We start from the raw sequence: 26,067 nt of genomic DNA, 5'->3' as shown, positions 1-26,067 counted from the left end.
TTGTTATTTAGCTCTTCTATGCTGAAAATGTGAGCAAAGTAATAGGTGAGCATTATGAAAGGTAAATTAGCGCAGTTAGACACCGTATTGTATTTTGCAGTGTTTACACCTAGCCCAAAAAACTGGTGGCGGGTTGTTGCGTTAGCATTTTCGAAAAGTGGCAATGGTGGGCTTTATATTCTACTGGCTTTAATTTGTGCTGTATTTTTGGAGCCTTTAGGGCAAAAATTTGCACTGACTGCAGTATTAGCATTTGCGATTGAAAGACCTCTGTATTTCTTTTTAAAAAAACGGATTGCTCGTGTACGGCCATGTGATTGTTTTGCTCTTAAAGCGCTGTTAACGCCGGCAGACAAATTTAGCCTTCCTTCTGGTCACAGTGCGGGAGCATGGTTATATGCAATTTGTGTCATAGAGCATTTGAGTGTTCCGCTGTGGCCATTAATAATTTGGGCATCAGGTGTGTCGTTATCACGAGTTGTGGTAGGCGTCCATTACCCCTTAGATGTTGTGGTTGGTGCGATGATGGGGATTGGGTGTGCCAGTCTAGCGATTTTTTTAGTAGGGATATTATGAAAATATTATACGGCGTACAGGGAACAGGTAATGGCCATATTACGCGGGCGCGAGTAATGGCAGAGTGTTTTACAGAAAAAAATATCGATGTTGACTATATATTTTCTGGTCGCAAAGACAGTGAATATTTTGATATGCAGCCTTTTGGCCATTATCAAACAAGAGCAGGGCTAAGCTTTTCCACACGTAATGGTCAAGTTGATCAAATCGAGACATTAAAAAACTTAAAGATCGGCCAATTTATTAAAGATGTTCGAAACCTTGATGTAACTCAGTATGATGTTGTCTTTAACGACTTTGAACCGATCACCGCATGGGCTGCTAAACGCGCCAAAATACCGGTTATAGCGATGAGTCATCAAGCTGCATTTTTATGTCCCGAAGTGCCTATATATAGTCACAGTTTTCTTAAACGTACACTTTTAAAGCAGTTTGCGCCCGCGGATGTTTATTTAGGTGTGCATTGGCAGCCATTTGCAAAAAATATTATTCCGCCTTTTATACCTTATGATAAGCCAGTTAATCATTGCAGCTCAATCGCGAATAAAGTGTTGGTATATTTGCCATTTGAAAACCTCAACCGTGTTTTAGAGTTGCTACAAGATTTTCCTGATAAAGAGTTTTACTGCTATCACCCAGATGCTAATAATCAGTCACAAGCGCATATTCATCTTCGAAAGCCAAATAGGCAGGGTTTTTTAAAAGACCTTGTAAACACGAGCGGAGTGATAGGTAATGCCGGTTTTGAACTATCAAGTGAAGCTTTAAAATTTGGCAAAAAACTTTTATTGAAGCCATTGGCTGGTCAATTTGAGCAATTGGCAAACGCACATACGTTAGAGGAGATGGGGTTTGCTCGGGTTATGCACTATTTAAGTTCTGACGCGTTAGAAGAATTTCTTGAATTGCCCAGCGGAAAGAGTATCGATTTTCCAACTAACCCATATGCATTGGTTGATTGGCTTATGTCAAAGCAATGGCATGATTTAGACTCGCTCCATAAAACGCTGTGGCAAGGCTTGTCATTACCAACGGATAAAGCGGCATAACTATTTGCTTTGTTCAGTATTTTTGCAATAGTTGGCAGTGATTTTTATTAATTTCAAAGGGGTTCTAATACGCATTGGCGCATATTCTCAGCTATACTGTCTGCTAAGTAGCAAAAAATATAGGTAACAGTATGGCCTTATTGGAAAATTTAACCATTAAACGGCGTTTGCAACTCAATGCCCTTGTTGTGGGCATCGCAATGTTAGTGATGTTGTTTGTGATTATTCTCGAAGCAAAAACGATGCTTAGGCTCAATGAAACGATTGAATATGCTGAAGAATTAGATATTCATGAGTTAGCTATGCGCAAGTATGAGAAAAATTTCCTATTCTATAAGGACACGGATGCGTTAAAGCAATTTGAAGCGGAATATGCAGAGCTTCAACAAAAAATTGAATCTTTGTCAGTGATATTCGATGAATTCGGTATTGATGCGGCTCAATTGAATGAGTTTAAACGGCTAGCGGCTTCTTACAACCAAGACTTTCATAGTGTTGTGGAGCTGCAAAAAACCATTGGATTACATCCAAAAGATGCCCTTTATGGTGAATTAAGAGGGGCTGTGCATGAGGTAGAAACGTTACTTAAAGAACGGCAAAACTTTGAATTATTAACCACTATGTTGCAGTTGCGTCGAGCTGAAAAAGACTTCATGTTACGATTGGATTTAAAGTATTTAACTAAATTCGATAAACTCATCTCAACTTTTAGCACGCAGATTTCTCAAGCTGGTTTTGATAATAACTATCAGAACAACTTACTTTCGCTCGTTGATGAATATCAGAATAAATTTGAGGCCTTAGTCAGTGCACAACAAACACTGGGATTAAGCTTAGATGATGGTGCATTGGGTAAAATGAAAATCAATGTGCAAAAAAGTGATAAGGTTGTTGCTGAGATTGTCGAACAAACAAAATTGGAAATTAAACTTAACGCAGATGAAACGCAATTTGTGGGCATTGCTATTTTTGTTATAGCTGCTGTGATAGTGATGATTTTAGTGTTGTTAACAAGCAGTTCTATTATTAATCCTGTGGAGCGAGTTTATCAAACCATTGAACGGATCCGTCGAGAGAATAATCTAGGGCTAACGATAGAGCAAACGGGTAACGATGAGATAACAATTATGACCCGAGATTTTAATAGTTTAGTCAATGATTTTGGGATATTAATTTCAGAGGTTAATTCAGCGCTAGGTACAATTAACGATGCCACGTTACATTTAACAGAAACAACGGCGCAAACCAGCTCTGGAATGCACGAGCAATTACACGAAGCAGATATGGTAGCCACTGCTGCAACAGAAATGCAAGCGACCATTCAAGATATTTCACATAATACGGAAGCCGCAGCACAAAAAGCAGAGTCAACTAACAATAATGCGCAGCAAGGTCGGAGTGAAGTTGATGCGACCATTAAACATATTATGGTGTTGTCGGAGTCTTTAGCAGGTGCGTCGGATGTGGTATCTCAATTAGAGAAAGATGGCGAGACGATTGGTTCTGTGTTGGATGTTATACGGGGTATTGCCGAACAGACCAATTTGTTGGCATTAAATGCGGCCATAGAAGCAGCGCGAGCTGGCGAGCAAGGCCGAGGTTTTGCTGTGGTTGCAGATGAAGTACGGTCATTGGCACAGCGCACGCAAGACTCGACACAAGAGATAGAAAGTATTATTTCGACGTTACAACAGCGTACGCGTGAAGTGGTTAATATCATGGAGCAATGTCGTGTGCAAGGCAGTGAAAGTGTTTCTCAAGCGGAGAAAGCAGGTGAGTTTCTAACTTTAATTACTACAGATGTGCAAACAATTATGGATATGAGCACACATATCGCCACGGCAATTGATGAGCAAAATCAAGTTGCCTCAGAGGTAAATAAAAATGTAGTGCGTATTAGGGATATTGCCCAAGTGGCATCTGAACATGCGCAATCAAATGCTCAAAGTAGCGAGGAAGTGTCTGAGCAAGCCAGTGTGCTGCATCAAGCCGTTGCAAAATATAAGGTGTAATACACATCTAAAAATAGCGCAAATAAACGCGGCTTTTGCTGCGTTTTTTTGTGTGTGGCTAAATGGGTTTTATAAGAAGGGTTATGGGATAAACTTAATTGGTACACTATCTAATTGAGCGTGATATTGCTCCGTTCGTTCGAGATAGGTTTGCCAATATAATTGATAATTAACGCATAGTTCTCTGAGATATTGCCAGCTGAAGAGCCCTGAGTTGTGACCATCATTAAAATGCAGCTTAACTGCGTAATGACCAACTGGCTCGAGCCGTTCAATTTTGACAGCGTGTTTATTGAGCACTAACTTGCTGGGTGTCGTACCATGCCCTTGAACTTCCGCCGATGGGGAATGAGTACGAAGATACTCGCAACTTAACGTGTGCATTTGTGCATCATCAAAGTAGATGTCGAGCATCTTACTTTTACGGTGATAGTGTAATTTAGTTACTACATACATAGAAATGTCGGTCCATAAAAAAACGGAGCATATGCTCCGTTTTATCATAGTTTTGCTCGTTATAAAATAAAGCGGCTTAAGTCTTCATCTTGCACTAAAATGTCCAAATGCTTTTCAACGTATTGTGCATTTATTTCGATGGCTTCACCATTCTTCTCTGATGCATCAAATGAAATTTCTTCCATCAATTTTTCCATCACAGTATGAAGGCGGCGTGCGCCAATATTTTCAGTTTTTTCGTTTACTCGCCATGCAGCTTCTGCAATACGAGTGAGTGCATCTTCAGTGAAGTTAATATCAACCAACTCGGTTTTCAATAAAGCTTGTTGTTGCTCAGTTAAAGATGCATGAGGCTCTGTGAGGATACGCTCAAAATCTTTGGCGGTCAGTGCTTCAAGTTCAACACGAATGGGCAAGCGCCCTTGCAGCTCAGGGATCAAATCAGACGGTTTGGACATTTGAAATGCACCAGAGGCAATAAACAAGATATGATCTGTCTTAACCATTCCATGTTTAGTACTGACTGTAGACCCTTCAATTAGAGGCAAAAGGTCGCGCTGCACGCCTTCACGGCTTACATCTGGGCCTTGGGCTTCTCCGCGCTTACAAATCTTATCAATTTCATCAATAAAGACGATACCGTTTTGTTCAACTGAAAAAATAGCCTGCTCTTTAAGCTCTTCAGGGTTTACCATTTTAGCGGCTTCTTCTTCGATGAGCAGTTTAAAAGCATCTTTGATTTTAAGCTTACGACTTTTCTTTTTCTCGCCGGTCATGTTTTGGAACATGCCCTGTAGTTGATTTGTCATTTCCTCCATACCTGGAGGTGCCATGATCTCAACTTGAGGCTGAGACTCAGCAATATCAATATCTATTTCTTTATCGTCTAGCTGTCCTTCACGCAGCTTTTTACGGAACACCTGACGAGTCGAATTGTTATCTGCGGGCTGTGACTCACCCCAGGCGTCTTTAGCGGGTGGTAATAAGGCATCAAGAATACGTTCTTCTGCTGCTTCTTCTGCACGGTGTTGGTGTTTCTTAGACTGCTGTTCACGCGTCATTTTGATTGAGATATCGACTAAGTCACGGATAATAGTCTCAACTTCTTTACCTACATAGCCCACTTCGGTGAACTTTGTGGCTTCTACTTTTAAAAAAGGTGCGTTTGCTAGTTTGGCTAGGCGGCGTGCAATTTCAGTTTTACCAACCCCTGTTGGGCCGATCATTAAAATGTTTTTTGGTGTTACTTCAGCGCGCAAGTCATCATTCAACTGCATGCGACGCCAGCGGTTACGCAGTGCAATAGCAACCGCTTTCTTCGCTTTATTTTGACCAATAATATGTTGATCTAGTTCGTGGACTATTTCTCTTGGGGTCATTGCGGTCATGGCAATTCCTCTTACAATTCTTCGATGGTTTGGAAATTGTTGGTAAATACGCAAATATCGCCTGCAATCGTAAGGCTTTTCTCAACAATTTCAACGGCGCTTAAATCAGTATTTTCTAATAATGCAGTGGCTGCCGATTGGGCAAAGTTACCGCCACTACCAATTGCGATTAAGTCGTTTTCGGGCTGAACAACATCACCGTTACCTGTGATGATCAAGGAGGCGGTTTCATCAGCCACAGCAAGCAATGCTTCTAACTTACGCAGAGCTCGGTCACTACGCCAATCTTTAGCCATTTCTACAGCCGCTTTGGTGAGGTGTCCTTGATGCATTTCAAGTTTACTTTCAAAGCGTTCAAATAGAGTAAAAGCGTCTGCAGTACCGCCGGCAAATCCAGCAAGTACTTTGCCGTTATATAAACGGCGTACTTTGCGGGCGTTGCCTTTCATTACGGTATTACCAAGTGATACTTGGCCATCTCCGCCAATAACCACTTTATTGTCACGACGGACGCTTACGATGGTAGTCATAGTATTCCTTAATTGAGAGGCTGTGTGTGCCTCGCATTAAATTTAATTACAACATAGATGAGGGCGATTGGACTAAAATCAAGTCCAGCCCCATATAGCGCAGCCAATAATATGGATACGCTTTAGTTTATTCTTGTCACTTTCGGCTTTACGTTTGCTATCGTATGGCCCCAGACGTACGCGGTACCATACGCCGTTACTGCCTTCTGTTCGTTTTATTTCCGCAATTAAGCCTGCGAAGGCCATTTTGGCTTTCAGCGCTTCGGCTTCTGGATATGTTCTCAGCGAGGCACACTGCATTTGATAAGGACCGTTACGCTTAATTTCTTTGACGTCGACTTTGACTTCATGATTTCTTATCTCTTCTAGAAACTCAGGATCCCTTGGCTTTTCTGGGGCTGTGTCTATCTTCTTAGCGACCGTTTTTGGCATTTGTGCTTGATTGACTTGTCCTGGGTCAGCATTGGTTTTGATATACCACAAGCCATATGTGAACCCAGTAATTAAAATCACTGCGGCGATACTTAAAAAAACAGGAAAAGGTTTACGCTGTGATACTTGCGCATTCTTCTTGTTTTTAGCGCTCTGACGAGTTTTTGGTTGTCTATTTATATAGTCGTGCTGTGCCATAAATTACTAATAGGTATCCATAGGATCGATGTCAATGCTCCACCGAACTCTATTTGCAAGCTTATGTTCACTAATATAGCTCAAAAGCTGTGCAAGATAGCGATGCAAAACAGGTCGTTCGGGGGCTTGTATGTGTAATTGGTATCTATACTTACCGGCAACACGCTCCATCGGAGCTGGAATCGGCCCGAGTAATTGTATACCAGAGTATGGGGTTGCAGGAACTAAATCAGTTAAAAAGTCTATTACCAATTTAGCATTAGTACCCTCTACCCGTACTAATGCTAAATGAGTGTAGGGAGGAAGCTCTACTTCTTGTCGTTCTTTTAGCGCATAACGTGCAAAATCTTGGTAGCCATTATTCACTAAATCTTGGAGCAAAGGGTGATCAGGAAAGTGGGTTTGTAATAACACAGTGCCGGGTTCTCCGCTTCTGCCAGCCCGGCCCGCCACTTGTGTAATTAATTGTGCCATATGCTCTGTGGCGCGAAAGTCACTTGAGTATAACCCTCCATCGACATCCAACATGACAACTAGATTAACATCGGCAAAATGATGACCTTTTGCGAGCATTTGTGTACCTACCAAAATGCGACTTCCACCGGCATTAATATCAGCTAAGGCAGTTTCTAAAGCGCCTTTTCTTCTAGTTGAATCTCTGTCTATTCTACTTATCGGCGTATCAGGGAAGTGACCCTTTAAAAAATCTTCAAGTTGCTCAGTACCTAAGCCTACAGGCATAATTTGGGTGCTACCACAATCTGGGCATTGTGCAGGAACATAGCTTTGCTGTGAGCAGTGGTGGCATACTAATCTTGCCATCGCTTTGTGAAATGTTGTGTTAGCACTGCAATGAGTGCATTGACTTAACCAGCCACACTCGTGGCATAGCAAGGTGGGGGCATAACCTCTGCGATTTAGAAAGACCATCACTTGTTTCGCACACGCTAACGTGCGTTCAATGTGCTGAAGCGTGGATGGTGCAAACCCTCCTTGTTCAATTTGGCCTTTCATATCAATTAGTAAAAATTGGTTTGCTACTTTTGTTTCTGCTCTTTTTGATAATGTGAGCAGTTGAAATTTACTATTAATTGCTTTATGCAAGGTCTCAAGTGCCGGAGTTGCGGTGCCGAGAATTAGGGGAATATTTGCGTGGGCACTGCGATATACCGCTAAGTCCCTTGCGTGATAGCGCAAACCATCTTGTTGTTTAAAAGAACTATCATGTTCTTCATCGACGACCATCATACCCAAATTTTTAAAGGGTAAGAAAATACTTGAACGAGTGCCGATAACGAGTGCACAACTGCCTTGCTCCGTTCTACGCCATACGTGTAAGCGCTCATTATCTGTTAAGTTTGAATGCCATAAATCAATGGGTGTATCAGGAAAGCGTCGTCGAAATCGATTCACTGTTTGCGGTGTTAGGCCAATCTCAGGTACTAACACAAGTGCTTGACGGCCTGAGTTAACTATTTTCTCTAAACATTGTAGGTACACTTCAGTCTTACCACTGCCGGTAATGCCTTCGAGTAAAAATGTACGATAACCTTGTTGCTGGTTAATAACACTAAAGGCGGCTGCTTGTTCTTCATTCAGTCGGGGTTTTGAGTTTATTGTTCTAGACGCTTGCGTCCATTTCGTATCATGTTCTAAAGATTTTTCGACGAGTGCTTTCTCTTGTAAAGCGTCAATTTGTTGTTTTGTAAATCCCAAGGCTTTGAGCTCTGTGACACTTGATGCACCAGAACCCGCTAGTTGAGAGAGTAGTGCTTGTTGTTTTTTTGAACGGAGCTTGGGTAACTCAGCACCTTTAGCCGTTAATGTTACAGTGGCTACGGTGGTTTTGTCAGGGTGTTCACCACTGCGTAATGAGGCTGGTAAAGCGGTAAACAATGTCTCACCTAAAGGGTGACAGTAGTACTGTGCGGTGAAACGCAAAAGCTCGATATGCTGAGCTGATAAGATGGGGTAGCAATCGATAATACGCGTAATCGGTTTAATTTTATTGGCTGGGACGTTGGAATGGTTTTTGAGTGCCACAACCAACGCTACTAAAGTTCGATTAGCAAAGGAAACTTCTACACGGCAGCCGACAGTTACAGTTTGGGCTTCGATTAGTAAGTAATCAAAGGTACGTGGGAGCGGGACTTTAATGACAACTTCGACAAAGGACATTGCAAGCTCGTATCTAAATGGGTGATGCTAATTTACTAGAGAGGGACCTAAAAACCCAGTTTAAACTGGGGAAAAGCAGGTGAGTGTACAAAATTTAGTAAAATAGTGTATTTATTGCTTGTGGATCGTGCTTTAGTTACTTAAAATACGCGTCCAATTATTTGTATAACTACGTATGGTGCCAAACTTCGGGTTTGGAGAGCGATACGGCCTAACCAGAGGTTGCTATGAAAGAAGGTATTCACCCTAAGTATGAAACGATCAATGCATCTTGTTCATGTGGTAACAAGTTCGCAACTCGTTCAACTCTATGTAAAGACATTCACTTAGACGTTTGTTCTGAGTGTCACCCGTTCTATACTGGTAAGCAAAAAATCTTAGACACAGGTGGTCGTGTTGACCGCTTTAACAAGCGTTTCGGTTCACTTAGCAGTAAGTAAGCAAAGACGTTTGAAAAAAAAGCACCTACGGGTGCTTTTTTTATATCTTTTATTTATATCTCTTTTCGATAAAGTTTAAGCTCGAATTTTTATTGTCTATATTCACTATTGAATTCACGACATTTCATTTTTTATCAGTTGCTTCTATATTCCTAAATAGTGCCGTAAAGTATTTTGCGTACCTTGGTGTTTTTTTTGCATAATAATTCGAAGAGTAGCGACGTTTTTAATGGTTATTTTGTTGTTAAAATTCATTAAGATCTTCTAAAAGATGTAAAAATGCTATTTTTTGGATTTTATTAGCTTATTTTGTTATTCGTCTCTTTTTTGGGTTGTTTTTCATTCGATATGAGTGATAGTTTACTTATTTTTAAGCGAGTAAGAACGAATAAATGTAGATAAAGTAAGTTAAATACCAGTAAAAGTCAGAGAAAATGCTTGTAAAGTGTCATCACAGGATAGACCTGATATTGCTTGAATATATTTGCAAACAAGGTATTGTTTACTTAATTGCGGAACTTCACTCTCACTTTTAACTTCTTGCAGGAATATATCGCGTCATGTCAGACTTTCGTGAACAAGCTTTACATTATCATGCTCATCCCGTTCCAGGTAAAATCAGTGTTGAACTGACCAAACCAGCGGAAACCGTAAAAGACCTCGCATTGGCGTATAGCCCCGGTGTGGCCGAACCCGTGCGCGAAATCGCGGCAGATCCAGCAAACGCGTATAAATATACTGGTAAAGGCAATATGGTGGCCGTGATCAGTAACGGTACGGCTATTTTAGGACTAGGAAATTTGGGGCCGCTTGCCTCTAAACCTGTAATGGAAGGTAAATCTTTACTTTTTAAGCGTTTTGCGGGGCTTGACTCCATAGATATTGAAGTAAAGCATCGAACAACTGAAGACTTTATTAATACGGTTGCAAACATAGCAGATACTTTTGGTGGTATTAATCTCGAAGATATTAAAGCGCCTGAGTGCTTTGAAATTGAGAAAGCACTGATAGAACGTTGTGATATTCCAGTGTTTCACGATGACCAACACGGTACAGCAATTGTAACTGCAGCCGGTATGCTTAATGCATTAGAGATCCAAGGAAAAAACATTCAAGATGCTATTATTGTGTGTCTTGGTGCAGGAGCTGCGGCTATTGCCTGTATGGAGCTGTTAATTAAGTGCGGTGCTCAACGTGAACATATATATATGTTAGACCGTAAAGGTGTTATTCATACGCGTCGTGATGATTTAAATGAATACAAGCAATTATTTGCAAACAACACAGATAAGCGTACGTTACAAGATGTAATCGCTGATGCTGATGTGTTTGTTGGCGTATCTGGACCAGATTTACTCTCAGCTGATGATTTGAAGTTGATGAATGAAAAGCCTGTTGTATTTGCCTGCTCAAATCCTGATCCAGAAATTAATCCTGAATTGGCACATAGTGCTCGCAAAGATTTGATTATGGCAACCGGTCGTTCAGATTATCCAAATCAAGTGAATAACGTGCTATGTTTCCCGTTTATTTTCCGTGGAGCATTGGATGTGCGTGCAACAGCGATTAATGACGAGATGAAGATAGCAGCCGTTGAAGCTATCCGAAGTATTGCCAAAGAAGCTGTTCCTGAACAAGTATTAAAAGCGGCTGATGTAGAAAGCTTAGAGTTTGGAGCACAGTATATTATTCCTAAACCGATGGATCCGCGTTTATTGCCACGTATAGCGAAAGCAGTTGCTCATGCTGCGATTGACTCAGGCGTTGCCCAAATAGCTTTGCCAGAAAATTATATGGCAGATCTTGAAGCGTAGTAAATGATTGATGTTGTATGTAAAAAGCCAATCTTATTTTGATTGGCTTTTTATGTTTATGCAGCTCTATTTTTCAATGAGTGAACTAAAATAACTCATCTTGTACAGGTAGAGGCTCATCAAATGGCGTACTAGATCCAGTATCTAATACATATTTTGTGGGGGCAGTGCCTGATTCAAAATATTCAAAACGACTGGTGAAATCATTTTTGTGGCTGAGCAAGCCGGTTTTTAAATCTATACGTACCGAAATTAACCCAGGCGGAGGGTCTATCGGTGCGAGGGGTTCATCCACCAGTGCAGAGCGCATGAATTCAATCCAAGCAGGCTGCGCTGAAATAGCGCCGGACTCAGCGCCTACAAGTTGGTTTTTACCTAAACTATTATTGTAGGCCGCTCGACCTAATGGTTTGCTAGCATCATCGAATCCCACCCATACAGTGGTAAGCACATTTTGGTTAAATCCACTAAACCATGTGTCGATTGCTTCGTTGGTTGTGCCTGTTTTACCAGATAAATCACGGCGTTTTAGATTTTGAGCGCGCCAACCGGTACCTGTCCATCCTGTTTTATGTCGCCAGCTACCTCCACCCCAAATAGCACTATGCATGGCACTAGAGACTAGAAAAGCATTTTGTTCAGTAATAACTTGCGGTGCACAAAGGTGTGTCTGCATATCTTGTTGTTCTTCATCACATGCGATTAAGGGCTGGGCAGTGCCAAGTGTATTTCCGTAGGCATCTTGAATTTCACTAATGAAATAAGGATCAATTAAATGACCTCTGTTGGCAAAAGTGCTCATACCTCTGGCCATTTCAAGCGGAGTCATGGCTGCGCTACCCAGCGCCAAGGACTCGCTCCGATTAATATCTTCATCTTGGAATCCAAATTTTAATAAATGGTCGGCACTTTCTTGTAACCCTACGCCACGCAAAAGGCGAACTGACACAACATTTTTGGATTGTGCTAATGCACGGCGAATACGAATTGGACCACTGTAAACATCTGGGCTGTTCCTAGGTCTCCATGAGTATCCTTGGGTTTTATCCCAGTGATTTATAGGGGCATCATTAATAATCGTAGCAAGAGAGTAGTCACTTTCAAGGGCTGCCGAATAAATAAAAGGCTTGATGTTTGAACCGACCTGTCTTTTTGCTTGTGTTGCACGATTGTACTGACTTTGTGCAAAGCTATAGCCACCGACCAATGCTTTGATACGCCCATCTTGTGGATCGAGTGATACGAGTGCGCTGGAAGGTGTAGGGTACTGACTGAGTTGCCATTGCTGATTATGGTTTCTTATCCATATTTGCATACCCGGAGATAAAATGTCGTCAACGGTCTTAGGTGGTAATCCTTGTCGCGTCTGAGAAATGAAACTACGAGCCCAATTTAGTCCACTCCATTCAATCGTATGATAAGCGCCAGCTTTGCTCAAAACTGTTGCTGATTTTTCAGAAATATGGGTCACAACAGCCGCCTTCAGTGGCGCAATCTCCTTTACTGTTTTTAAGTAAGATATTATGGCTTGTTCGTTCCAGGGAATATCAATTGTTGGCTGCCATAGCGTTTTTTCTGGTCCTCGGTAACCATGGCGCATATCATATTTATGCAGGTTGTTAACGAGAGCACGTTGGGCTGCAGCTTGAATATCAGACTCGACACTGGTAAAGACTCTAAATCCACTATTATAGGCTTTATCTGTACCGTAGCGTTCTACCATATATGCGCGTACCATTTCAGAAATATAAGGCGCATATAGTTCTATTTCAGCGCCATGACGGCGCGCAGTAATTGGTGCTTCTTTCGCTTTATGATAAGTAGCTTGATCAATGTAGTGCTCTTTAAACATACGACCAAGCACGACATTTCTACGCTGTTTTGCACGAGTTGGGTTGCTAATAGGGTTGAGGGCTGAAGGTGCTTTTGGAAGCCCTGCTATCATAGCCATTTGAGCAAGCGTGAGTTCACCCAACTCTTTACCATAATATACTTGTGCTGCAGCACCAATACCAAAGGCTCTATGACCGAGTTCTATTTTATTAAGGTATAAAGCCAATATCTCATCTTTACTTAGTAATTGTTCAATATGCAACGCGATGAAAATTTCTTTAACTTTACGAATGTACGCTTTCTCCCTTGTTAAGAAGAAATTTCTTGCTAGCTGCATGGTAATCGTACTCGCGCCTTGCTTCTTTTCACCAGTACTTACTAAAACAAGAAATGAGCGCACAATCCCTATGGGATCGATGCCGAAGTGCTCGTAAAAGCGATTATCCTCAGTTGCGAGTATGGCATCAATAAGCGGTTGGGGAATATCCTCGATGCGCACAGGAATACGCCTTTTTTCACCGAATTGATTTATTAACTTACCGTCTTTGGTAAATACTTGCATCGGTGTTTGTAATTGTACCTCTTTAAGCACTGCGACACTGGGGATATCTGATTTGACATAGTAATAAAGACTGATTAATGTTAATAGACCTAAAATGGTACACGCGATGAAAAACTGTATAGCTCTCTTCAATATTGTCACGGAATATTCCCTAGTTAGGCTCCCAATTATAGGTAGACACTGCTAGTATATCTGAATAAAAAATGATTAATAACTATTGTACGTATAATTATAACTCGTTCATACATAAAACAAAGGATATTAGGCGACAGGCATGCTTAGCAAATTATTCAAAAAACAAGCGCCGATGATGTTCGGTATCGATATTGGCTCACATTGCGCCAAAGCGGTACTGTTATCACAATCTAATACTGGTTTTAGGGTTGAAGCGGTTGCAATAGAGCCTGTCCCAAAAGGTGCAATGTCTGAACGTGCGATCCAAGATATTGAAGCGATAGGCCGTGTTATTAGTAAACTTAAAAAGCGTTTACCCAAACATACACCGTATGCAGCAGTCGCAGTATCAGGTCAAAGCGTCATTACTAAAGTAATTTTCATGGATGTTTCATTAACTGATGCTGAATTAGAGTCGCAAATTGCGATAGAAGCCGATAGTTTGATACCTTATCCGTTGGATGAGGTTAGCCTAGATTTTGAAAAGATCTCTGTTAATGAAGCCGATCCGTCTAGAGTAAATGTACTGTTGTCAGCAGCGCGTACTGAAAGTGTGCAAGCACGTGTTAACGCGTTAGATGATGCCGGTTATAAAACAAAAGTTGTCGATGTAGAAAGTTATGCGCTTGGACGTTCTTTAGATGTTTTGTATGGGCAATTGCCTTCCGATGCATTTGATAAAGTGGTTGCGGTGATTGATATTGGCGCTGTGATTACGTTAGTGAGTGTGATTCAATCTGGAAAAGCGATTTATACAAGAGATCAAGTGTTTGGTGGAGAGCAGTACACAAATAGTATTGTTGCCTATTACAATAAAAGTTTTGATGAAGCTGAAATTGCTAAAACGACCGGAGATTTACCCCCTAACTATACTTTTGAAGTACTTGCCCCTTTTCAGACAGCGTTATTGCAGCAAGTAAGAAGAGCTGTACAAATGTTCATGACGACTAGCGGTAAAGATCACGTAGATTATGTAGTACTAACAGGAGGAACTTCGCTGGTTGAGGGGTTGGATAGATTGTTAGTGGATGAACTAGGTATTCATACCATAGTGGCTGATCCATTTGCGGATATGGAAGTATCGCCAAAGGTAGACCGTAATGTATTGCAACGGCACCGAGCGCAGTTTGCTATAGCGACGGGTTTGGCACTTAGGAGTTTTACATCATGCCACATATAAATCTACTTCCGTGGAGAGAACAAGAACGACAAGCATCACAGCAGAAGTTTTTGACAATAATAGGCTTAATTATCGGTGTGGTTTGTTTAGTGATGTATTTCATCGGTGCGTTTTACGATAGTCTAACCACAGGGCAAAATATTAAAAATAATTATTTAAAAGCGGAGATCTCTAAGTTAGATACGCGAATTATTGCGATCAATGATTTAAATAAGCAGAAAAACAATTTGCAAAGACGCATTCGTTTGATTGAAGAATTACAAAGTAATCGAAATTTGGGTACTCAAATAATAGATGAAATTACGCGAGTAGTACCTGCAGGTGTGTACCTTACAAGCTTAGAGCGAAAAGGTAACTTATTGAAAGTTGTGGGTAGAAGTGAGTCAAATAATCGACTATCACAAATGCTGAGACAAGTTGAAGCATCATATTTATTGGAACGACCTATCATTCAAGGTATTGTCGCTGGTGAGCAACGGTCGCGTTTATTGAGTGATTTTAGCATGCATTTTTATGTAAAGTCATTTCAACAAATTGAAGATTCTCAGCGTGGAAAGTAACTTTAGGGTGGCAATATAAACTGTGAATTTTGACTTGAAATCTCTACAAGATATTGATTGGAATGAAATTGAGCTAGACAATATCGGTGAATGGCCTTTTGTCGTTAAAGTTTTATGCTGTGTCATAGTCGTCGTAATTACTTTTGTGGTCGGATATAGTTTACTTGTGTCTACCTCAATTAGCCGGTATGAAAGCGCGGTTAATGCGGAAGAAGAGTTTAGAACGAGTTATCGCATAAAATATGCTCGCGCAAATAACTTAGATTTATATCGTCAGCAAATGTTAGATATGGAAGCACAATTTTCCCAACTATTACGCCGGCTACCAACGTCGAATGAAACACCAGGGTTATTAGATGATTTAACATATGTGGGTACTTCAAGCGGCTTAACATTTTTGAAAATAGGGTGGCTGCCTGAAGTCAAGAAAGAGTTCTACACTGAATTACCGATTAAACTTGAAATAGTAGGAACTTACCATGAATTTGGTAAGTTTGTTGGGAAGGTGGCTCAGTTACCTAGAATAGTGAGTTTGCACGATTTTCAGATCGAAAATGCGGGTAATAATGATTTGGTATTTAGTGTGATAGCCAAAACGTATCGTTATGAACAGGGGGAGCGTAAGTGATGTATCGTTTACCATGCTTATTTTTTAGTACGCTACTATTATGTGCATGTAATGATGATACTGCTGAACAAAAAGAATATATTGATCAAATACAGGCGAGTGCAACGCCCAAAGTTGAGCCTATTCCAGAAATGCGAGAGTTTATACATTTTGCTTATGATGCGGAAAATTTGCGCAGCCCTTTTGTGGCACCAGAGCCAGAAGTAATAGAAAGTAAAATGGTGCAGATACGAAATTGCCTGCATCCAGATCCGAATCGAGCCAGAGATCCATTGGAAAAATATCCATTGGATAACTTAGAAATGAAAGGCACAATTGCCACAACTAATGCCACATGGGCCTTAATTAAAGCATCAGATCAAGGACTATATAGGATTAAGCAAGGCCAATATATGGGGTTGTATCATGGTGAAGTGGTTAGTGTGAATCCTGATCATATCGAGTTATTAGAATTAATACCCGACGGTACTGGTTGTTGGAAAGAACGGTTAACAAAAGTAGAAATACATGAATCAGAAGAAACCGGTACAAGTGAATAACAATAAAGGTAGCACTATTATGGCTCGCAAGGGTTTGAATTTTTGGTTAAACGCAACGTTTTCTGTGGTCCTGTTTACTTTTTCTGGGTTGGTTCAAGCTGTCCCTATGCTTTATGACGTTCGCTATAATCCAGTGCCAAATGATGAAACGGAATTACAATTTGTTTTTGATGAGCAATTAGATATAGAGCCAGTAGTTAAAGTATTAAATTCACCGGCTAGATTAGAGTTGTTTTTTCCTGATGCAGAATTTGAAGAAAGTTTAAAATTACTTGAGGTAAATAAAGCGGGCATAAAACGCATTGAAAGCAATATGGGTAAACAGGGCTTCTCCGTGACGGTTGTTATGGACAAGTTAAAGCTTTATAAGACCCGAGTAAAAAACAATTTAGTTTATTTACAGGTTTCAGAAAACCCGATTGCACTCGAGACGTTAGACCCTGCAAGTGACACTGTTGCAACACACATTAATACAATCCAGTCGATTGACTTTCGTCGCGGAGAAAGAGGTGAAGCTAAAGTGTTTGCTTTTTTAGAAAGTGGGCATGCTGCAATTGATGTGCAAGAACGAGGCGGGAAGATCATAGCTGATTTCCACCATACAGCGATCCTTGATGAGCATTTATATGAACTGGATGTATTAGATTTTGGTACTGTTGTTAGTAAGGTTGAAACATTTAAAGAAGAAAATAAAACGCGTTTAGTGATTGAGCCAAACACAGCATTTAAATATACCTACCAGCAATTAGATAGTATTTTTACTTTAACGGTAGAAAAAGATAATGAACAGCAGGTGTTTGGAGAAAAGAAAAATTATCAAGGGCAGCCAATTACACTTAATTTTCAGGATATCCCTGTTCGTTCAGTGCTACAGATTATTGCAGACACAAATAACTTCAATCTAGTAACGAGTGATTCGGTCAGCGGCAATATTACTCTGCGTTTAGATGGGGTACCTTGGGATCAGGCACTTGATGTGGTTTTGCGAGTAAAAGGACTAGACAAGCGGATGGAGGGGTCAATTTTAATGGTTGCGCCTTCAGAAGAGTTAGCTGCACGAGAAGCGAAAGAATTACAAGCACGTAAACAAGTCGAAGAGTTAGAGCCTTTGTACAGCGAGTATATCCAATTAAATTATGCGAAGGCAGAAGAATTTGCGGATTTGTTAAAAACGGATATCAACAGTATCATTAGTGAACGAGGGAGTGTATCTGTCGATAATCGTACAAATACGTTGTTGATTAAAGATAGCGCAAGAAGTATTGAAAGTATTCGACGCATGGTTGAGACATTAGACGTACCAGTAAAGCAGGTACGTATAGAATCTCGTATGGTAACGGTTAAGGACAACGTACAAGAGGATATAGGAATTCGATGGGGGTTTAGTGACCAACAAGGCTCTGATGCGATTTCAGGCTCGTTACAAGGCGCAAATGAGTTATCCAATGGTACTATCCCTGCATTTACAGATCGATTAAATGTAAACTTACCAGTAGCGGGTACTTCGGCAGGTAGAATTGGTGTTCATATTGCAAAATTGGCAGATGGAACGTTAATAGACTTGGAATTGTCTGCATTAGAGCAAGAAAATAAGGGAGAGATAATTGCAACTCCGAGTATTACAACAGCAAACCAGAAGAAAGCGCGCATAGAACAAGGTACAGAAATTCCTTATGTTGAGGCTTCTTCTAGTGGTGCGGCTTCTGTCAGTTTTAAAAAGGCAGTGTTAAGTTTAGAAGTTACACCACAAATCACACCAGATAACAAAATTATACTAGACTTGGTGATTACGCAGGACACACGCGGTGATAATGTACAAACGCCAAGTGGACCCGCTGTTGCAATCAATACACAGCAGATTCAGACCCAAGTTTTGGTAGAAAATGGTCAGACTGTGGTGTTAGGCGGTATTTATCAACAGGAAATTACCAGCGCAGTAAGCAAGATTCCGTTGTTAGGTGACCTTCCGTATTTAGGGATGTTGTTTAGAAATACCCGTGAGATTAATGAAAAGAAAGAATTATTGATATTTGTAACCCCAAAAATAATGTTAGATGGTCAGTAATTGACTAATAATAGGTTGATTTTAGGTTCAGTAGATGCTTTTTATACTATTTGACTTGAAATCGTTCACGAATTACTGAGATAATCCCCCCCTTAATTTTGGGGCCAGGTCGTTAGGCGGGGTTTTATTTCAAATTTTAGAGTTCGTTAGTACTAAAAAGATATGGCTGAGAAACGTAATATATTTCTAGTGGGCCCGATGGGGGCTGGTAAGAGCACGATTGGTCGGCACCTTGCTGATCAATTACACCTTGAATTTGTAGACTCGGATCAAGAAATTGAACGCCGTACTGGCGCAGATATTGCGTGGGTGTTTGATCTTGAAGGTGAGGATGGATTTAGAACACGCGAAGAAGGCGTGATTTCAGATCTAACCGAGCTACAAGGGATTGTTTTAGCAACTGGTGGAGGTTCGGTAGTCAGCAAAGAAGTGCGTAACAAGTTATCTGCGCGCGGTATTGTTGTTTACCTAGAAACACCAATTGAAAAACAAGTTGCTCGTACACAGCGTGACAAGCGCCGTCCACTATTGCAAACAGAAGAAGCGCCAAGAGATGTTCTTGAGCGTTTGGCTGAAGAGCGCGAACCACTTTATAAAGAAGTGGCAGATCACATTGTTCGAACAGATGAGCAAAGCGCAAAAGTAGTTGCGAATCAAATAATAGATAAACTAGACTTCTAGTGAAATGACCAATATGAGAGGGATGCATGCTTGAATTAAAAGTGGATTTGAACGAGCGTAGTTATCCAATTTATATTGGTCAGAATCTATTGTCTGATGGGCAGAAATTAAAACACTATGTTGGTACATGCCGACCTGTTATCGTGACTAACCAAACTATAGCACCATTGTATTTGAATGGTTTATTACGTAGTTTAGATGAGCACGCCCCCTTACATATTGTTCTACCGGATGGAGAGCAATATAAAACATTAGAGTATTTTGAACAGGTATCAGCCTTTTTGTTGGAAAACAATTGTGGGCGAGACACTTGTTTAATTGCTTTAGGCGGGGGAGTAATAGGAGATCTGACAGGGTTCGTTGCAGCATGTTATCAGCGTGGTATTCCTTTTATACAAATACCAACAACCTTATTATCACAAGTCGACTCATCTGTCGGTGGCAAAACCGCTGTAAATCATCCTCTTGGTAAAAACATGATAGGGGCTTTTTATCAACCAATTGCCGTTTTTATTGATACTGATACACTTCTGACATTACCACCTCGAGAGTTTTCGGCAGGTATGGCTGAAGTGGTTAAGTATGGCTTAATTTATGATGTTGACTTTCTAGCCTTCCTTGAAGATAACCATGCAAAGTTAAAAGCGTTAAACGTCGACTCACTGATGCAAGTTATCCATCGTTGCTGCCAAATTAAAGCTGAAATAGTTGCACATGATGAGAAGGAGGCTGGCTTGCGTGCATTGCTAAATCTAGGTCACACTTTTGGTCATGCTATTGAAGCACAGATGGGCTATGGAAAATGGCTGCATGGTGAAGCGGTATCTTCAGGTATGATGTTGGCTATTAAGTTAGCATATCAACGTGGTGCATTAACTGCTAAAGAAGTTGAAAGAATTGAAGGTTTGTTATCTTTGTATGACTTACCTATTGATATTCCTGATAATATGACTAGTGCTGAATTCTTATTTCATATGCGTAAAGATAAAAAGAATAAGCAAGGCCGCATTCGCTTTATCGTACCAACGAAGTTGGGTAATTGCGCATTGGTAGACGATGTTTCTGATGACGCTGTGAGTACGCTAATAGGGCGCTAATGCAATCTCAAATATTGCCCAGTAGAGCTGCTTTAGTTAATCGAATTGAATTACAGTTTGAATATGGGCAGAATTTGATTTGCTTAATAGGGGCTTCTGGATTAGGAAAAAGCTATTTAGCAGAGTCATTCATTACAGATAAATATGCTGAATTTAATAAAGCATTTATTAAATTATCAGCAAACTCAAAAGATATAGATCTAACAGTTCAATTATTACAGCACAGTTTTCGCTCCCCATTAATTGATCAAACTCTCACCTTAAGTGAGAATTTCGTAAATTTACACAATCATTCTCCATCAGGCCCTTGCTTATGGGTTTTGGATGGCGCGCGACATTTATCTGATGAAATGATCGCGGAGCTACAAAACATAGCAAAACAGGGCATTGAAAAAATATATATTCTTGTCACTGCACAATCACCGATGATGGTCCCGCAAGCATTGGATTTACATTTAGAGCCACTCTCATTGTCTGAGTCCAAGACGCTAATGAAAATGTTTTTTAAGCAGTTGCCTGTTGATGAAGATCCAATTTTTCAAACCTTTTTGAGTGCATCTCATGGTAACCCTGCAATCTTGTTAGATTGGCAGCCTGAAACGCAACAGTTAGAAAAACCAGCATCCAGTAAATTTATAAAGATGCAGTGGCATTTGACATTGCTGACTGTTTTATTGGCACTTTTGATGGTTGCTTTTGTGTATCAAAAAGAAATTACGAGCTTGATACCCGAGATGAGTGAGGAAAAAGCAGTTGTTAACACCGTACTGCCAAGCACTCGGATTTTAAAAACACCATTGCATAGTAATGAGTTAATCATAGGTGATGGCAGTAAGACTGAAGTCTCAGATGATGTTTTGAATGGAACAGCTGTTGTGTCAATTGGTGATCCACTAGAAGTACAAAATAAGACAGAGACGAGTGCAATTTTTTCTGCGCTTACCCACACTCCTCAAAAAACCGAAGTGGATAAGATTGTGACGAACAATAAACCGAAGCAACTTTCGGTAACCGTTACGTCTGAACTTAGAAAAGAAGAAAGTGCCGAGTTTTTAGAATTAAATGAGGTGGTTGCGGATGTGGAAAGTGTTAGCGTTGTTGATGATCACTTGAATCTGTTATCTGAGCCTGATTCTAACTGGGTTATTCAATTATTAGCGGTAAAAGATAAAACAATTGCAGAAGCTTTTGTTTCTGCTCATGAGCAACGCGTTAGTGATTTAAAAATTTACGGCACAAACCGAGCCGAGGTTGTATGGTGGATAGTTATCCAAAGTGGTTACTCTACAATCGATGCGGCAAAAATAGGAAAAGCGAAATTGCCAAAAGATTTGCTCACGGGACAACCATTCTTTAAAAAGCAGACTAAAATCAAGCAGGAAATTGCTTTGTTCATTCGGTAATTGGTAGATTTTAGTGTAAAATCGCGCAACTTCAAAATAAATAGAGTCAGTATGCAACAAAAGACCCGAGCCTTTTTAAAATGGGCAGGCGGAAAATATAGTCTGGTAGATGGCATAGCGCAACGTTTATCGTTAGCAAGTCAAAGTGCCGATACTCTAGTTGAGCCTTTTGTTGGTGCTGGTTCAGTGTTTTTGAATACGGACTTTAAGCGCTATGTCTTAAACGATATTAATGCCGATTTGATCAATTTGTATAATGAATTGAAGCTCCAACCTGATGAGTTTGTAAGCGATGCTCGTAAACTCTTTGTTGATCTCAATAATCATGCTGATGCTTATTATGACTACCGAAAGCAGTTTAACGCAAGCGTTGATATTTATGAGCGCGCAATTCTTTTTTTATATATGAATAGACATGGCTACAATGGTTTATGCAGATATAATTTAAAAGGCATTTTTAACGTACCGTTTGGCAAGTATAAGAAACCATATTTCCCAGAGAAAGAACTATACACATTTGCACAAAAGGCACAAAAAGCGACTTTTACGTGTAAAGGTTACGCTCAGGTATTTAAGAGTTTGCCGAATAATGCCGTCGTATATTGTGATCCACCATACGTCCCGTTAAGTAAGACGGCTTCATTTACCTCTTATGCGAAAGGTGGTTTTGATTTGAATGATCAAGCTATTTTAGCCAATTTAGCGGAAGTTTCAGCATTTGAGCAGTCGACACCTGTTTTGATATCCAATCACGATACGGCTTGGACACGTAAAATCTACAGTCAAGCATCGTTAGATGTTATTCAAGTAAAAAGAACGATCAGTCCAAAAGGAGGGAGCCGAAATAAGGTGAATGAATTAATGGCGCTTTATTGTAAAAGTTAACCATTCTTCCTTTTAAAGAAATTAGTTGAGAATGTAATTAACCAAGATAACAAGTGCGACAACGAACCCCGTAACAAGTGCTATACCAACGGCAGCATAAGGTAAAAAAGAGCCAGAATTGAAATCAAACTCATATTTGCCGTGACTTTGTACGCCAAATAGAGCCGCTAATACACTTTGGAAAATGCTGAGTAACTTCATGTCGTAGCAGTCCTTTTTTACAGGTGTGACGTTAACCTATTGCTGTTATCACTCGATTGTTTAGAGCCTAAAAGTAATTCGAGTAAATCCAAGTAATGGAACTGGGCACTGCTACTCTCACCTGTTAACCATGCGTACCAGCTTGTGTGGGCTTCACGTTTACAGATTAAAGTATTTTGATTTGTGGTCTGAAGTGTTGTATTACAGCCACAATTATTGTGTTCTGCAAGTACTAATTGAGCATTATCATATGAAATTGCACCTAAAGAAACAATCGCAATCGCTGAAAGCCCAAGCATCCGTGTTTTTAGCCGACTCAACATAATAACTACCCTCACTTACAAGTTATCATTAGATAATACACAATAGATGCTCATAAAACAAACACAATTATTATAGCTTAGTCGATATCAAATTCAATGAGGTCGATTACGCTCATTTTCACTGGGGTCGGAGTAAAAATTGCGGTAAAGTGAGCCTGATAACTCGATATATCAGGAAGTATTATAGTGTCTGAAAAAGCAAAATACCTTATTGCTCCGTCTATTCTATCAGCAGACTTTGCAAGGTTAGGCGAAGATGTAGAGCGCGTTCTTAAATCTGGTGCGGATGTTGTACATTTTGATGTCATGGATAACCATTATGTGCCTAACTTAACAATAGGACCAATGGTCTGCAAAGCGCTTCGGAATTATGGTATTACCGCACCAATCGATGTGCATTTAATGGTTAAGCCTGTTGATAGACTAATTCCCGACTTTGCGAATGCTGGTGCGAGTATTATTACATTTCATCCAGAAGCAAGTGAGCATATTGATCGCACAATTAGCTTGATTAAAGAACATGGCTGCCAAGCAGGGTTAGTGTTCAATCCTGCGACGCCGTTACATTATCTTGACCATGTTATACATAAGCTTGATGTCATTTTATTAATGTCAGTAAACCCAGGTTTTGGTGGTCAAAGCTTTATCCCAGAAACGATAAGTAAGTTAAAAAGAGTTAAGACACTTATCAGAAACTCAGGGAGAGACATTCGTCTAGAAGTTGATGGTGGTATCAAAGTAGACAATATCGCAGAAGTAGCCGCTGCAGGTGCAGATATGTTTGTGGCGGGGTCAGCCATATTTAGCCAACCAGATTATAAAACGGTTATAGAGCAAATGCGTGATGAACTTGCAAAGGTTGGATCATGAGTTATCAAGGTGTGTTGTTCGATCTAGATGGAACGTTAGTTGATAGCGTCGAAGATATGTATATGGCTTTAAACCTGACATTGACTGAGGTAGCCTATCCGATCGTCAGCTACGCGCAAGTTAAAACATGGGTGGGTAATGGCATTACAATGTTGGTGAAGCGTGGTTTAACAGGAGACATGCTAGTTAACCCTGAGTTGAGCCAATCGCTTGTAGATAACGCAATTGTCCGGTTCAAGGTGCACTATCATGATATTGTGGGTAATTACGCCGCTTTGTATGCACATGTAGAGACAGGTTTGTCTGCGCTGGCGCATTTACCTAAGGCTGTGGTGACCAATAAAGACAGGGCTTTTACCGAGCAGCTTTTAGATAAACTATCACTTAATCACCATTTTGAAGTGCTTGTTTGTGGTGATGATACGGCGAAAAAGCCAAATCCTGAACCGGTTTTAATGGCATGCAAAGCGTTGGGTATTAAACCGAGCGATGCGATAATGATTGGCGATTCGAAAAGCGATATATTGGCGGCCAAAAATGCAGAAGTAGACGTTATCGCCTTAAAATACGGTTATAACCAAGGCTGCAATTTAGAAGATTTTAATCCAGAGTACCTCTGTGAGGGATTCTTAGATATAATCCCTATTTTAACCAAGCGAATTTAATATTTAGATATAAAGGAACATCATGAGCAAACCAGTAGTGTTGAGTGGCATGCAGCCAACAGGTGGTATGACGATAGGCAATTATGTTGGTGCTATTAACCAGTGGCTTAACTTGCAAGAAAATCATGAAAGTTACTTTATGCTTGCTGACCTTCATGCCATTACAGTGCGTCAAAAACCAGAAGAACTTCGTGACCGTGTACTAAATGGAATCGCACTATATGTTGCTTGCGGTATTGATCCTGAAAAAGCAGCGCTTTTTGTGCAATCACAAGTGCCAGAGCATGCCCAGTTAGGTTGGGTACTGAATTGTTACGCCCAAATGGGTGAATTGAATCGCATGACACAGTTCAAAGACAAGTCGGCAAAACATGCAAATAATATTAATGTTGGACTATTTTCGTATCCTGCATTGCAGGCTGCTGATATATTATTATATCAAGCGGCTCAAGTGCCAGTCGGTGAAGACCAAAAGCAACATTTAGAACTCACAAGAGATATCGCTACGCGGTTTAATAACTTATATGGTGATGTGTTTAAATTACCAGAACCATATATACCGGAGCTGGGAGCACGTGTGATGAGTTTGCAGGATCCATTAAAGAAGATGTCTAAATCAGATGATAATCCTAATGCGTTTATTATGATGTTAGATGAGCCGAAAAAAATAGAGAAAAAGCTTAAAAAAGCAGTAACGGATTCCGATGAGCAAGCACGTATTTACTTTGATAGAGCAGAGAAGCCAGGTGTATCTAATTTACTGACGTTACTTTCGGTAGCAACTAAGCGCGCTATTGTCGATTTAGTCCCTGAGTATGAAGACAAGATGTATGGCCATTTGAAGAAAGATACCGCAGATGCTGTTGTCGCAATGATTGAGCCGATCCAATCTCGATTCAAAGAGATCCGTGAAGATCAAAGTCGTCTTGATGAGATCATGAGAAGTGGGGCTGAAAAAGCAAGTACGCGAGCTCAAATAACATTAAATGCAGTATATGATGCTGTGGGCTTTATTCCTCGTCCATGATGTCATTTAATATATTTTAATGTAAGCCGGAAAACTGCAAAGTGATCCGGCTTTTTGTTTTATATTTATCTATTAAATAAATGAAGTAGAAACAAACTGAAATTTGAGGCTGTTTTTCATACATAATGATGATGTTAGGCCCATTTTGCTTGTTATTTGCCCGAACTCACTGTTTTTTTGTTTTTATTAAAAATAATGCTTGATCAAAAAAAGGATCTCCCTATAATGCGACCCCACTGACACGGAGCAACACGCTGAAAAGCAAAATGAAACCAGGTCAGCGTCAAGTGAAACTTAATTC

Annotated in this window: 25 protein-coding genes; 17 read left to right on the top strand and 8 right to left on the bottom strand. The window is 40.3% G+C overall.

All coding sequences use genetic code 11. The features are described from left to right. The first annotated feature begins 54 nt into the window (after positions 1-54). The 3 genes from J8M01_RS21295 to J8M01_RS21285 all read left to right on the top strand — a co-directional run bounded on the left by J8M01_RS21295 (position 55) and on the right by J8M01_RS21285 (position 3,637). Positions 55-576: a phosphatase PAP2 family protein gene (locus J8M01_RS21295; RefSeq protein WP_192506104.1), complete on the top strand. Its 522-nt coding sequence runs from the start codon at positions 55-57 to the stop codon at positions 574-576. Beyond that, complete coding sequence (locus J8M01_RS21290) at positions 573-1,625, top strand: MJ1255/VC2487 family glycosyltransferase (RefSeq protein WP_192506103.1); 1,053 nt, start codon at positions 573-575, stop codon at positions 1,623-1,625. The genes J8M01_RS21295 and J8M01_RS21290 overlap by 4 nt, the downstream gene beginning before the upstream one ends. 131 nt (positions 1,626-1,756) lie before the next feature. Continuing rightward, on the top strand, positions 1,757-3,637 hold the full coding sequence (locus tag J8M01_RS21285; protein ID WP_211059258.1) for a methyl-accepting chemotaxis protein: 1,881 nt from the start codon (positions 1,757-1,759) through the stop codon (positions 3,635-3,637). Positions 3,638-3,718: 81 nt separating this feature from the next. Here the strand turns inward: J8M01_RS21285 and J8M01_RS21280 are convergent, their stop codons facing one another. The 5 genes from J8M01_RS21280 to priA form a co-directional block, all read right to left on the bottom strand. Further along, positions 3,719-4,093, bottom strand: a complete 375-nt coding sequence (locus J8M01_RS21280; protein ID WP_192506101.1) for a gamma-butyrobetaine hydroxylase-like domain-containing protein — start codon at positions 4,091-4,093, stop codon at positions 3,719-3,721. Positions 4,094-4,152: 59 nt separating this feature from the next. Further along, the gene (hslU, locus tag J8M01_RS21275; RefSeq protein ID WP_211059257.1) at positions 4,153-5,481 is read right to left on the bottom strand and encodes an HslU--HslV peptidase ATPase subunit; all 1,329 of its coding nucleotides are present in this window, start codon (positions 5,479-5,481) and stop codon (positions 4,153-4,155) included. 11 nt (positions 5,482-5,492) lie between these two features. Further along, positions 5,493-6,011: an ATP-dependent protease subunit HslV gene (hslV, locus tag J8M01_RS21270; protein WP_119861768.1), complete on the bottom strand. Its 519-nt coding sequence runs from the start codon at positions 6,009-6,011 to the stop codon at positions 5,493-5,495. Between the two features lie 78 nt (positions 6,012-6,089). After that, positions 6,090-6,641: an SPOR domain-containing protein gene (locus tag J8M01_RS21265; protein ID WP_210997789.1), complete on the bottom strand. Its 552-nt coding sequence runs from the start codon at positions 6,639-6,641 to the stop codon at positions 6,090-6,092. 6 nt (positions 6,642-6,647) lie between these two features. Beyond that, positions 6,648-8,819 (bottom strand): primosomal protein N', encoded by a 2,172-nt coding sequence (priA, locus tag J8M01_RS21260; RefSeq protein WP_211059256.1) that lies wholly within the window; start codon positions 8,817-8,819, stop codon positions 6,648-6,650. Positions 8,820-9,046: 227 nt separating this feature from the next. Here priA and rpmE point away from each other — a divergent pair, with 227 nt between their 5' ends. Both rpmE and J8M01_RS21250 read left to right on the top strand, forming a co-directional pair. After that, positions 9,047-9,259: a 50S ribosomal protein L31 gene (gene rpmE, locus J8M01_RS21255; RefSeq protein ID WP_010366427.1), complete on the top strand. Its 213-nt coding sequence runs from the start codon at positions 9,047-9,049 to the stop codon at positions 9,257-9,259. Positions 9,260-9,819: 560 nt separating this feature from the next. Next, on the top strand, positions 9,820-11,073 hold the full coding sequence (locus J8M01_RS21250; RefSeq protein ID WP_192506097.1) for a malic enzyme-like NAD(P)-binding protein: 1,254 nt from the start codon (positions 9,820-9,822) through the stop codon (positions 11,071-11,073). Between the two features lie 85 nt (positions 11,074-11,158). Here the strand turns inward: J8M01_RS21250 and J8M01_RS21245 are convergent, their stop codons facing one another. Continuing rightward, entirely contained in the window at positions 11,159-13,609 is a 2,451-nt protein-coding gene (locus J8M01_RS21245) for a PBP1A family penicillin-binding protein (protein WP_211059255.1), read from the bottom strand. A gap of 133 nt (positions 13,610-13,742) precedes the next feature. Between J8M01_RS21245 and J8M01_RS21240 the strand changes: the two genes are divergently transcribed. The 9 genes from J8M01_RS21240 (at position 13,743) to J8M01_RS21200 (ending at position 22,680) form a co-directional block, all read left to right on the top strand. Beyond that, positions 13,743-14,822, top strand: coding sequence for a pilus assembly protein PilM (locus J8M01_RS21240; RefSeq protein WP_210997792.1), 1,080 nt, complete (start codon positions 13,743-13,745; stop codon positions 14,820-14,822). Next, on the top strand, positions 14,810-15,382 hold the full coding sequence (locus J8M01_RS21235; RefSeq protein ID WP_192506094.1) for a PilN domain-containing protein: 573 nt from the start codon (positions 14,810-14,812) through the stop codon (positions 15,380-15,382). The genes J8M01_RS21240 and J8M01_RS21235 overlap by 13 nt, the downstream gene beginning before the upstream one ends. A gap of 22 nt (positions 15,383-15,404) precedes the next feature. Continuing rightward, on the top strand, positions 15,405-16,010 hold the full coding sequence (locus tag J8M01_RS21230; protein ID WP_192506093.1) for a type 4a pilus biogenesis protein PilO: 606 nt from the start codon (positions 15,405-15,407) through the stop codon (positions 16,008-16,010). After that, entirely contained in the window at positions 16,010-16,549 is a 540-nt protein-coding gene (locus J8M01_RS21225) for a pilus assembly protein PilP (RefSeq protein ID WP_192506092.1), read from the top strand. The genes J8M01_RS21230 and J8M01_RS21225 overlap by 1 nt, the downstream gene beginning before the upstream one ends. A 19-nt stretch (positions 16,550-16,568) precedes the next feature. Next, a complete protein-coding gene (locus tag J8M01_RS21220) occupies positions 16,569-18,614 on the top strand; it encodes a type IV pilus secretin PilQ family protein (protein WP_211059282.1) in 2,046 nt (681 codons plus the stop codon). Between the two features lie 162 nt (positions 18,615-18,776). Continuing rightward, entirely contained in the window at positions 18,777-19,295 is a 519-nt protein-coding gene (aroK, locus tag J8M01_RS21215) for a shikimate kinase AroK (RefSeq protein WP_192506091.1), read from the top strand. Between the two features lie 26 nt (positions 19,296-19,321). Further along, positions 19,322-20,392, top strand: coding sequence for a 3-dehydroquinate synthase (gene aroB, locus J8M01_RS21210; protein WP_211059254.1), 1,071 nt, complete (start codon positions 19,322-19,324; stop codon positions 20,390-20,392). Then, complete coding sequence (locus J8M01_RS21205; protein WP_211059253.1) at positions 20,392-21,795, top strand: AAA family ATPase; 1,404 nt, start codon at positions 20,392-20,394, stop codon at positions 21,793-21,795. Before aroB ends, J8M01_RS21205 begins: the two co-directional genes overlap by 1 nt. A gap of 51 nt (positions 21,796-21,846) precedes the next feature. After that, positions 21,847-22,680 (top strand): Dam family site-specific DNA-(adenine-N6)-methyltransferase, encoded by an 834-nt coding sequence (locus tag J8M01_RS21200; RefSeq protein WP_192506088.1) that lies wholly within the window; start codon positions 21,847-21,849, stop codon positions 22,678-22,680. 21 nt (positions 22,681-22,701) lie between these two features. Here J8M01_RS21200 and J8M01_RS21195 read toward each other — a convergent pair whose 3' ends face one another. Further along, the gene (locus tag J8M01_RS21195; protein ID WP_211059252.1) at positions 22,702-22,881 is read right to left on the bottom strand and encodes a DUF2970 domain-containing protein; all 180 of its coding nucleotides are present in this window, start codon (positions 22,879-22,881) and stop codon (positions 22,702-22,704) included. Between the two features lie 17 nt (positions 22,882-22,898). Then, positions 22,899-23,204, bottom strand: a complete 306-nt coding sequence (locus J8M01_RS21190; RefSeq protein ID WP_211059251.1) for a hypothetical protein — start codon at positions 23,202-23,204, stop codon at positions 22,899-22,901. 186 nt (positions 23,205-23,390) lie between these two features. On the opposite strand from J8M01_RS21190, the gene rpe reads away from it, so the two are divergent. The 3 genes from rpe to trpS are packed head-to-tail and all read left to right on the top strand — an operon-like array spanning position 23,391 to position 25,766. Beyond that, positions 23,391-24,074 carry a ribulose-phosphate 3-epimerase gene (gene rpe / locus J8M01_RS21185; protein ID WP_211059250.1) on the top strand — a complete coding sequence of 228 codons (684 nt, stop codon included), beginning with the start codon at positions 23,391-23,393 and terminating at the stop codon, positions 24,072-24,074. Next, complete coding sequence (locus tag J8M01_RS21180; RefSeq protein WP_211059249.1) at positions 24,071-24,739, top strand: HAD-IA family hydrolase; 669 nt, start codon at positions 24,071-24,073, stop codon at positions 24,737-24,739. Before rpe ends, J8M01_RS21180 begins: the two co-directional genes overlap by 4 nt. 22 nt (positions 24,740-24,761) lie before the next feature. After that, complete coding sequence (gene trpS, locus J8M01_RS21175) at positions 24,762-25,766, top strand: tryptophan--tRNA ligase (protein ID WP_211059248.1); 1,005 nt, start codon at positions 24,762-24,764, stop codon at positions 25,764-25,766. Positions 25,767-26,067: the final 301 nt, after the last annotated feature.

The sequence above is a fragment of the Pseudoalteromonas sp. MMG005 genome, assembly GCF_018101015.1.
Lineage (GTDB): Bacteria > Pseudomonadota > Gammaproteobacteria > Enterobacterales > Alteromonadaceae > Pseudoalteromonas > Pseudoalteromonas aurantia.
Note: the sequence above shows the minus strand (reverse complement) of the source record. Positions and strands in the feature narration are given on the sequence as shown.

What these genes read in the sequence shown, in the direction of transcription:
- J8M01_RS21295 (WP_192506104.1), top strand. Translation starts at nt 55, where the DNA reads ATGAAAGGTAAATTAGCGCAGTTAGACACCGTATTGTATTTTGCAGTG.
- J8M01_RS21290 (WP_192506103.1), top strand. Translation starts at nt 573, where the DNA reads ATGAAAATATTATACGGCGTACAGGGAACAGGTAATGGCCATATTACG.
- J8M01_RS21285 (WP_211059258.1), top strand. Translation starts at nt 1,757, where the DNA reads ATGGCCTTATTGGAAAATTTAACCATTAAACGGCGTTTGCAACTCAAT.
- J8M01_RS21280 (WP_192506101.1), bottom strand. Translation starts at nt 4,093, where the DNA reads ATGTATGTAGTAACTAAATTACACTATCACCGTAAAAGTAAGATGCTC.
- hslU (WP_211059257.1), bottom strand. Translation starts at nt 5,481, where the DNA reads ATGACCGCAATGACCCCAAGAGAAATAGTCCACGAACTAGATCAACAT.
- hslV (WP_119861768.1), bottom strand. Translation starts at nt 6,011, where the DNA reads ATGACTACCATCGTAAGCGTCCGTCGTGACAATAAAGTGGTTATTGGC.
- J8M01_RS21265 (WP_210997789.1), bottom strand. Translation starts at nt 6,641, where the DNA reads ATGGCACAGCACGACTATATAAATAGACAACCAAAAACTCGTCAGAGC.
- priA (WP_211059256.1), bottom strand. Translation starts at nt 8,819, where the DNA reads ATGTCCTTTGTCGAAGTTGTCATTAAAGTCCCGCTCCCACGTACCTTT.
- rpmE (WP_010366427.1), top strand. Translation starts at nt 9,047, where the DNA reads ATGAAAGAAGGTATTCACCCTAAGTATGAAACGATCAATGCATCTTGT.
- J8M01_RS21250 (WP_192506097.1), top strand. Translation starts at nt 9,820, where the DNA reads ATGTCAGACTTTCGTGAACAAGCTTTACATTATCATGCTCATCCCGTT.
- J8M01_RS21240 (WP_210997792.1), top strand. Translation starts at nt 13,743, where the DNA reads ATGCTTAGCAAATTATTCAAAAAACAAGCGCCGATGATGTTCGGTATC.
- J8M01_RS21235 (WP_192506094.1), top strand. Translation starts at nt 14,810, where the DNA reads ATGCCACATATAAATCTACTTCCGTGGAGAGAACAAGAACGACAAGCA.
- J8M01_RS21225 (WP_192506092.1), top strand. Translation starts at nt 16,010, where the DNA reads ATGTATCGTTTACCATGCTTATTTTTTAGTACGCTACTATTATGTGCA.
- J8M01_RS21220 (WP_211059282.1), top strand. Translation starts at nt 16,569, where the DNA reads ATGGCTCGCAAGGGTTTGAATTTTTGGTTAAACGCAACGTTTTCTGTG.
- aroK (WP_192506091.1), top strand. Translation starts at nt 18,777, where the DNA reads ATGGCTGAGAAACGTAATATATTTCTAGTGGGCCCGATGGGGGCTGGT.
- aroB (WP_211059254.1), top strand. Translation starts at nt 19,322, where the DNA reads ATGCTTGAATTAAAAGTGGATTTGAACGAGCGTAGTTATCCAATTTAT.
- J8M01_RS21205 (WP_211059253.1), top strand. Translation starts at nt 20,392, where the DNA reads ATGCAATCTCAAATATTGCCCAGTAGAGCTGCTTTAGTTAATCGAATT.
- J8M01_RS21200 (WP_192506088.1), top strand. Translation starts at nt 21,847, where the DNA reads ATGCAACAAAAGACCCGAGCCTTTTTAAAATGGGCAGGCGGAAAATAT.
- J8M01_RS21195 (WP_211059252.1), bottom strand. Translation starts at nt 22,881, where the DNA reads ATGAAGTTACTCAGCATTTTCCAAAGTGTATTAGCGGCTCTATTTGGC.
- J8M01_RS21190 (WP_211059251.1), bottom strand. Translation starts at nt 23,204, where the DNA reads ATGTTGAGTCGGCTAAAAACACGGATGCTTGGGCTTTCAGCGATTGCG.
- J8M01_RS21180 (WP_211059249.1), top strand. Translation starts at nt 24,071, where the DNA reads ATGAGTTATCAAGGTGTGTTGTTCGATCTAGATGGAACGTTAGTTGAT.
- trpS (WP_211059248.1), top strand. Translation starts at nt 24,762, where the DNA reads ATGAGCAAACCAGTAGTGTTGAGTGGCATGCAGCCAACAGGTGGTATG.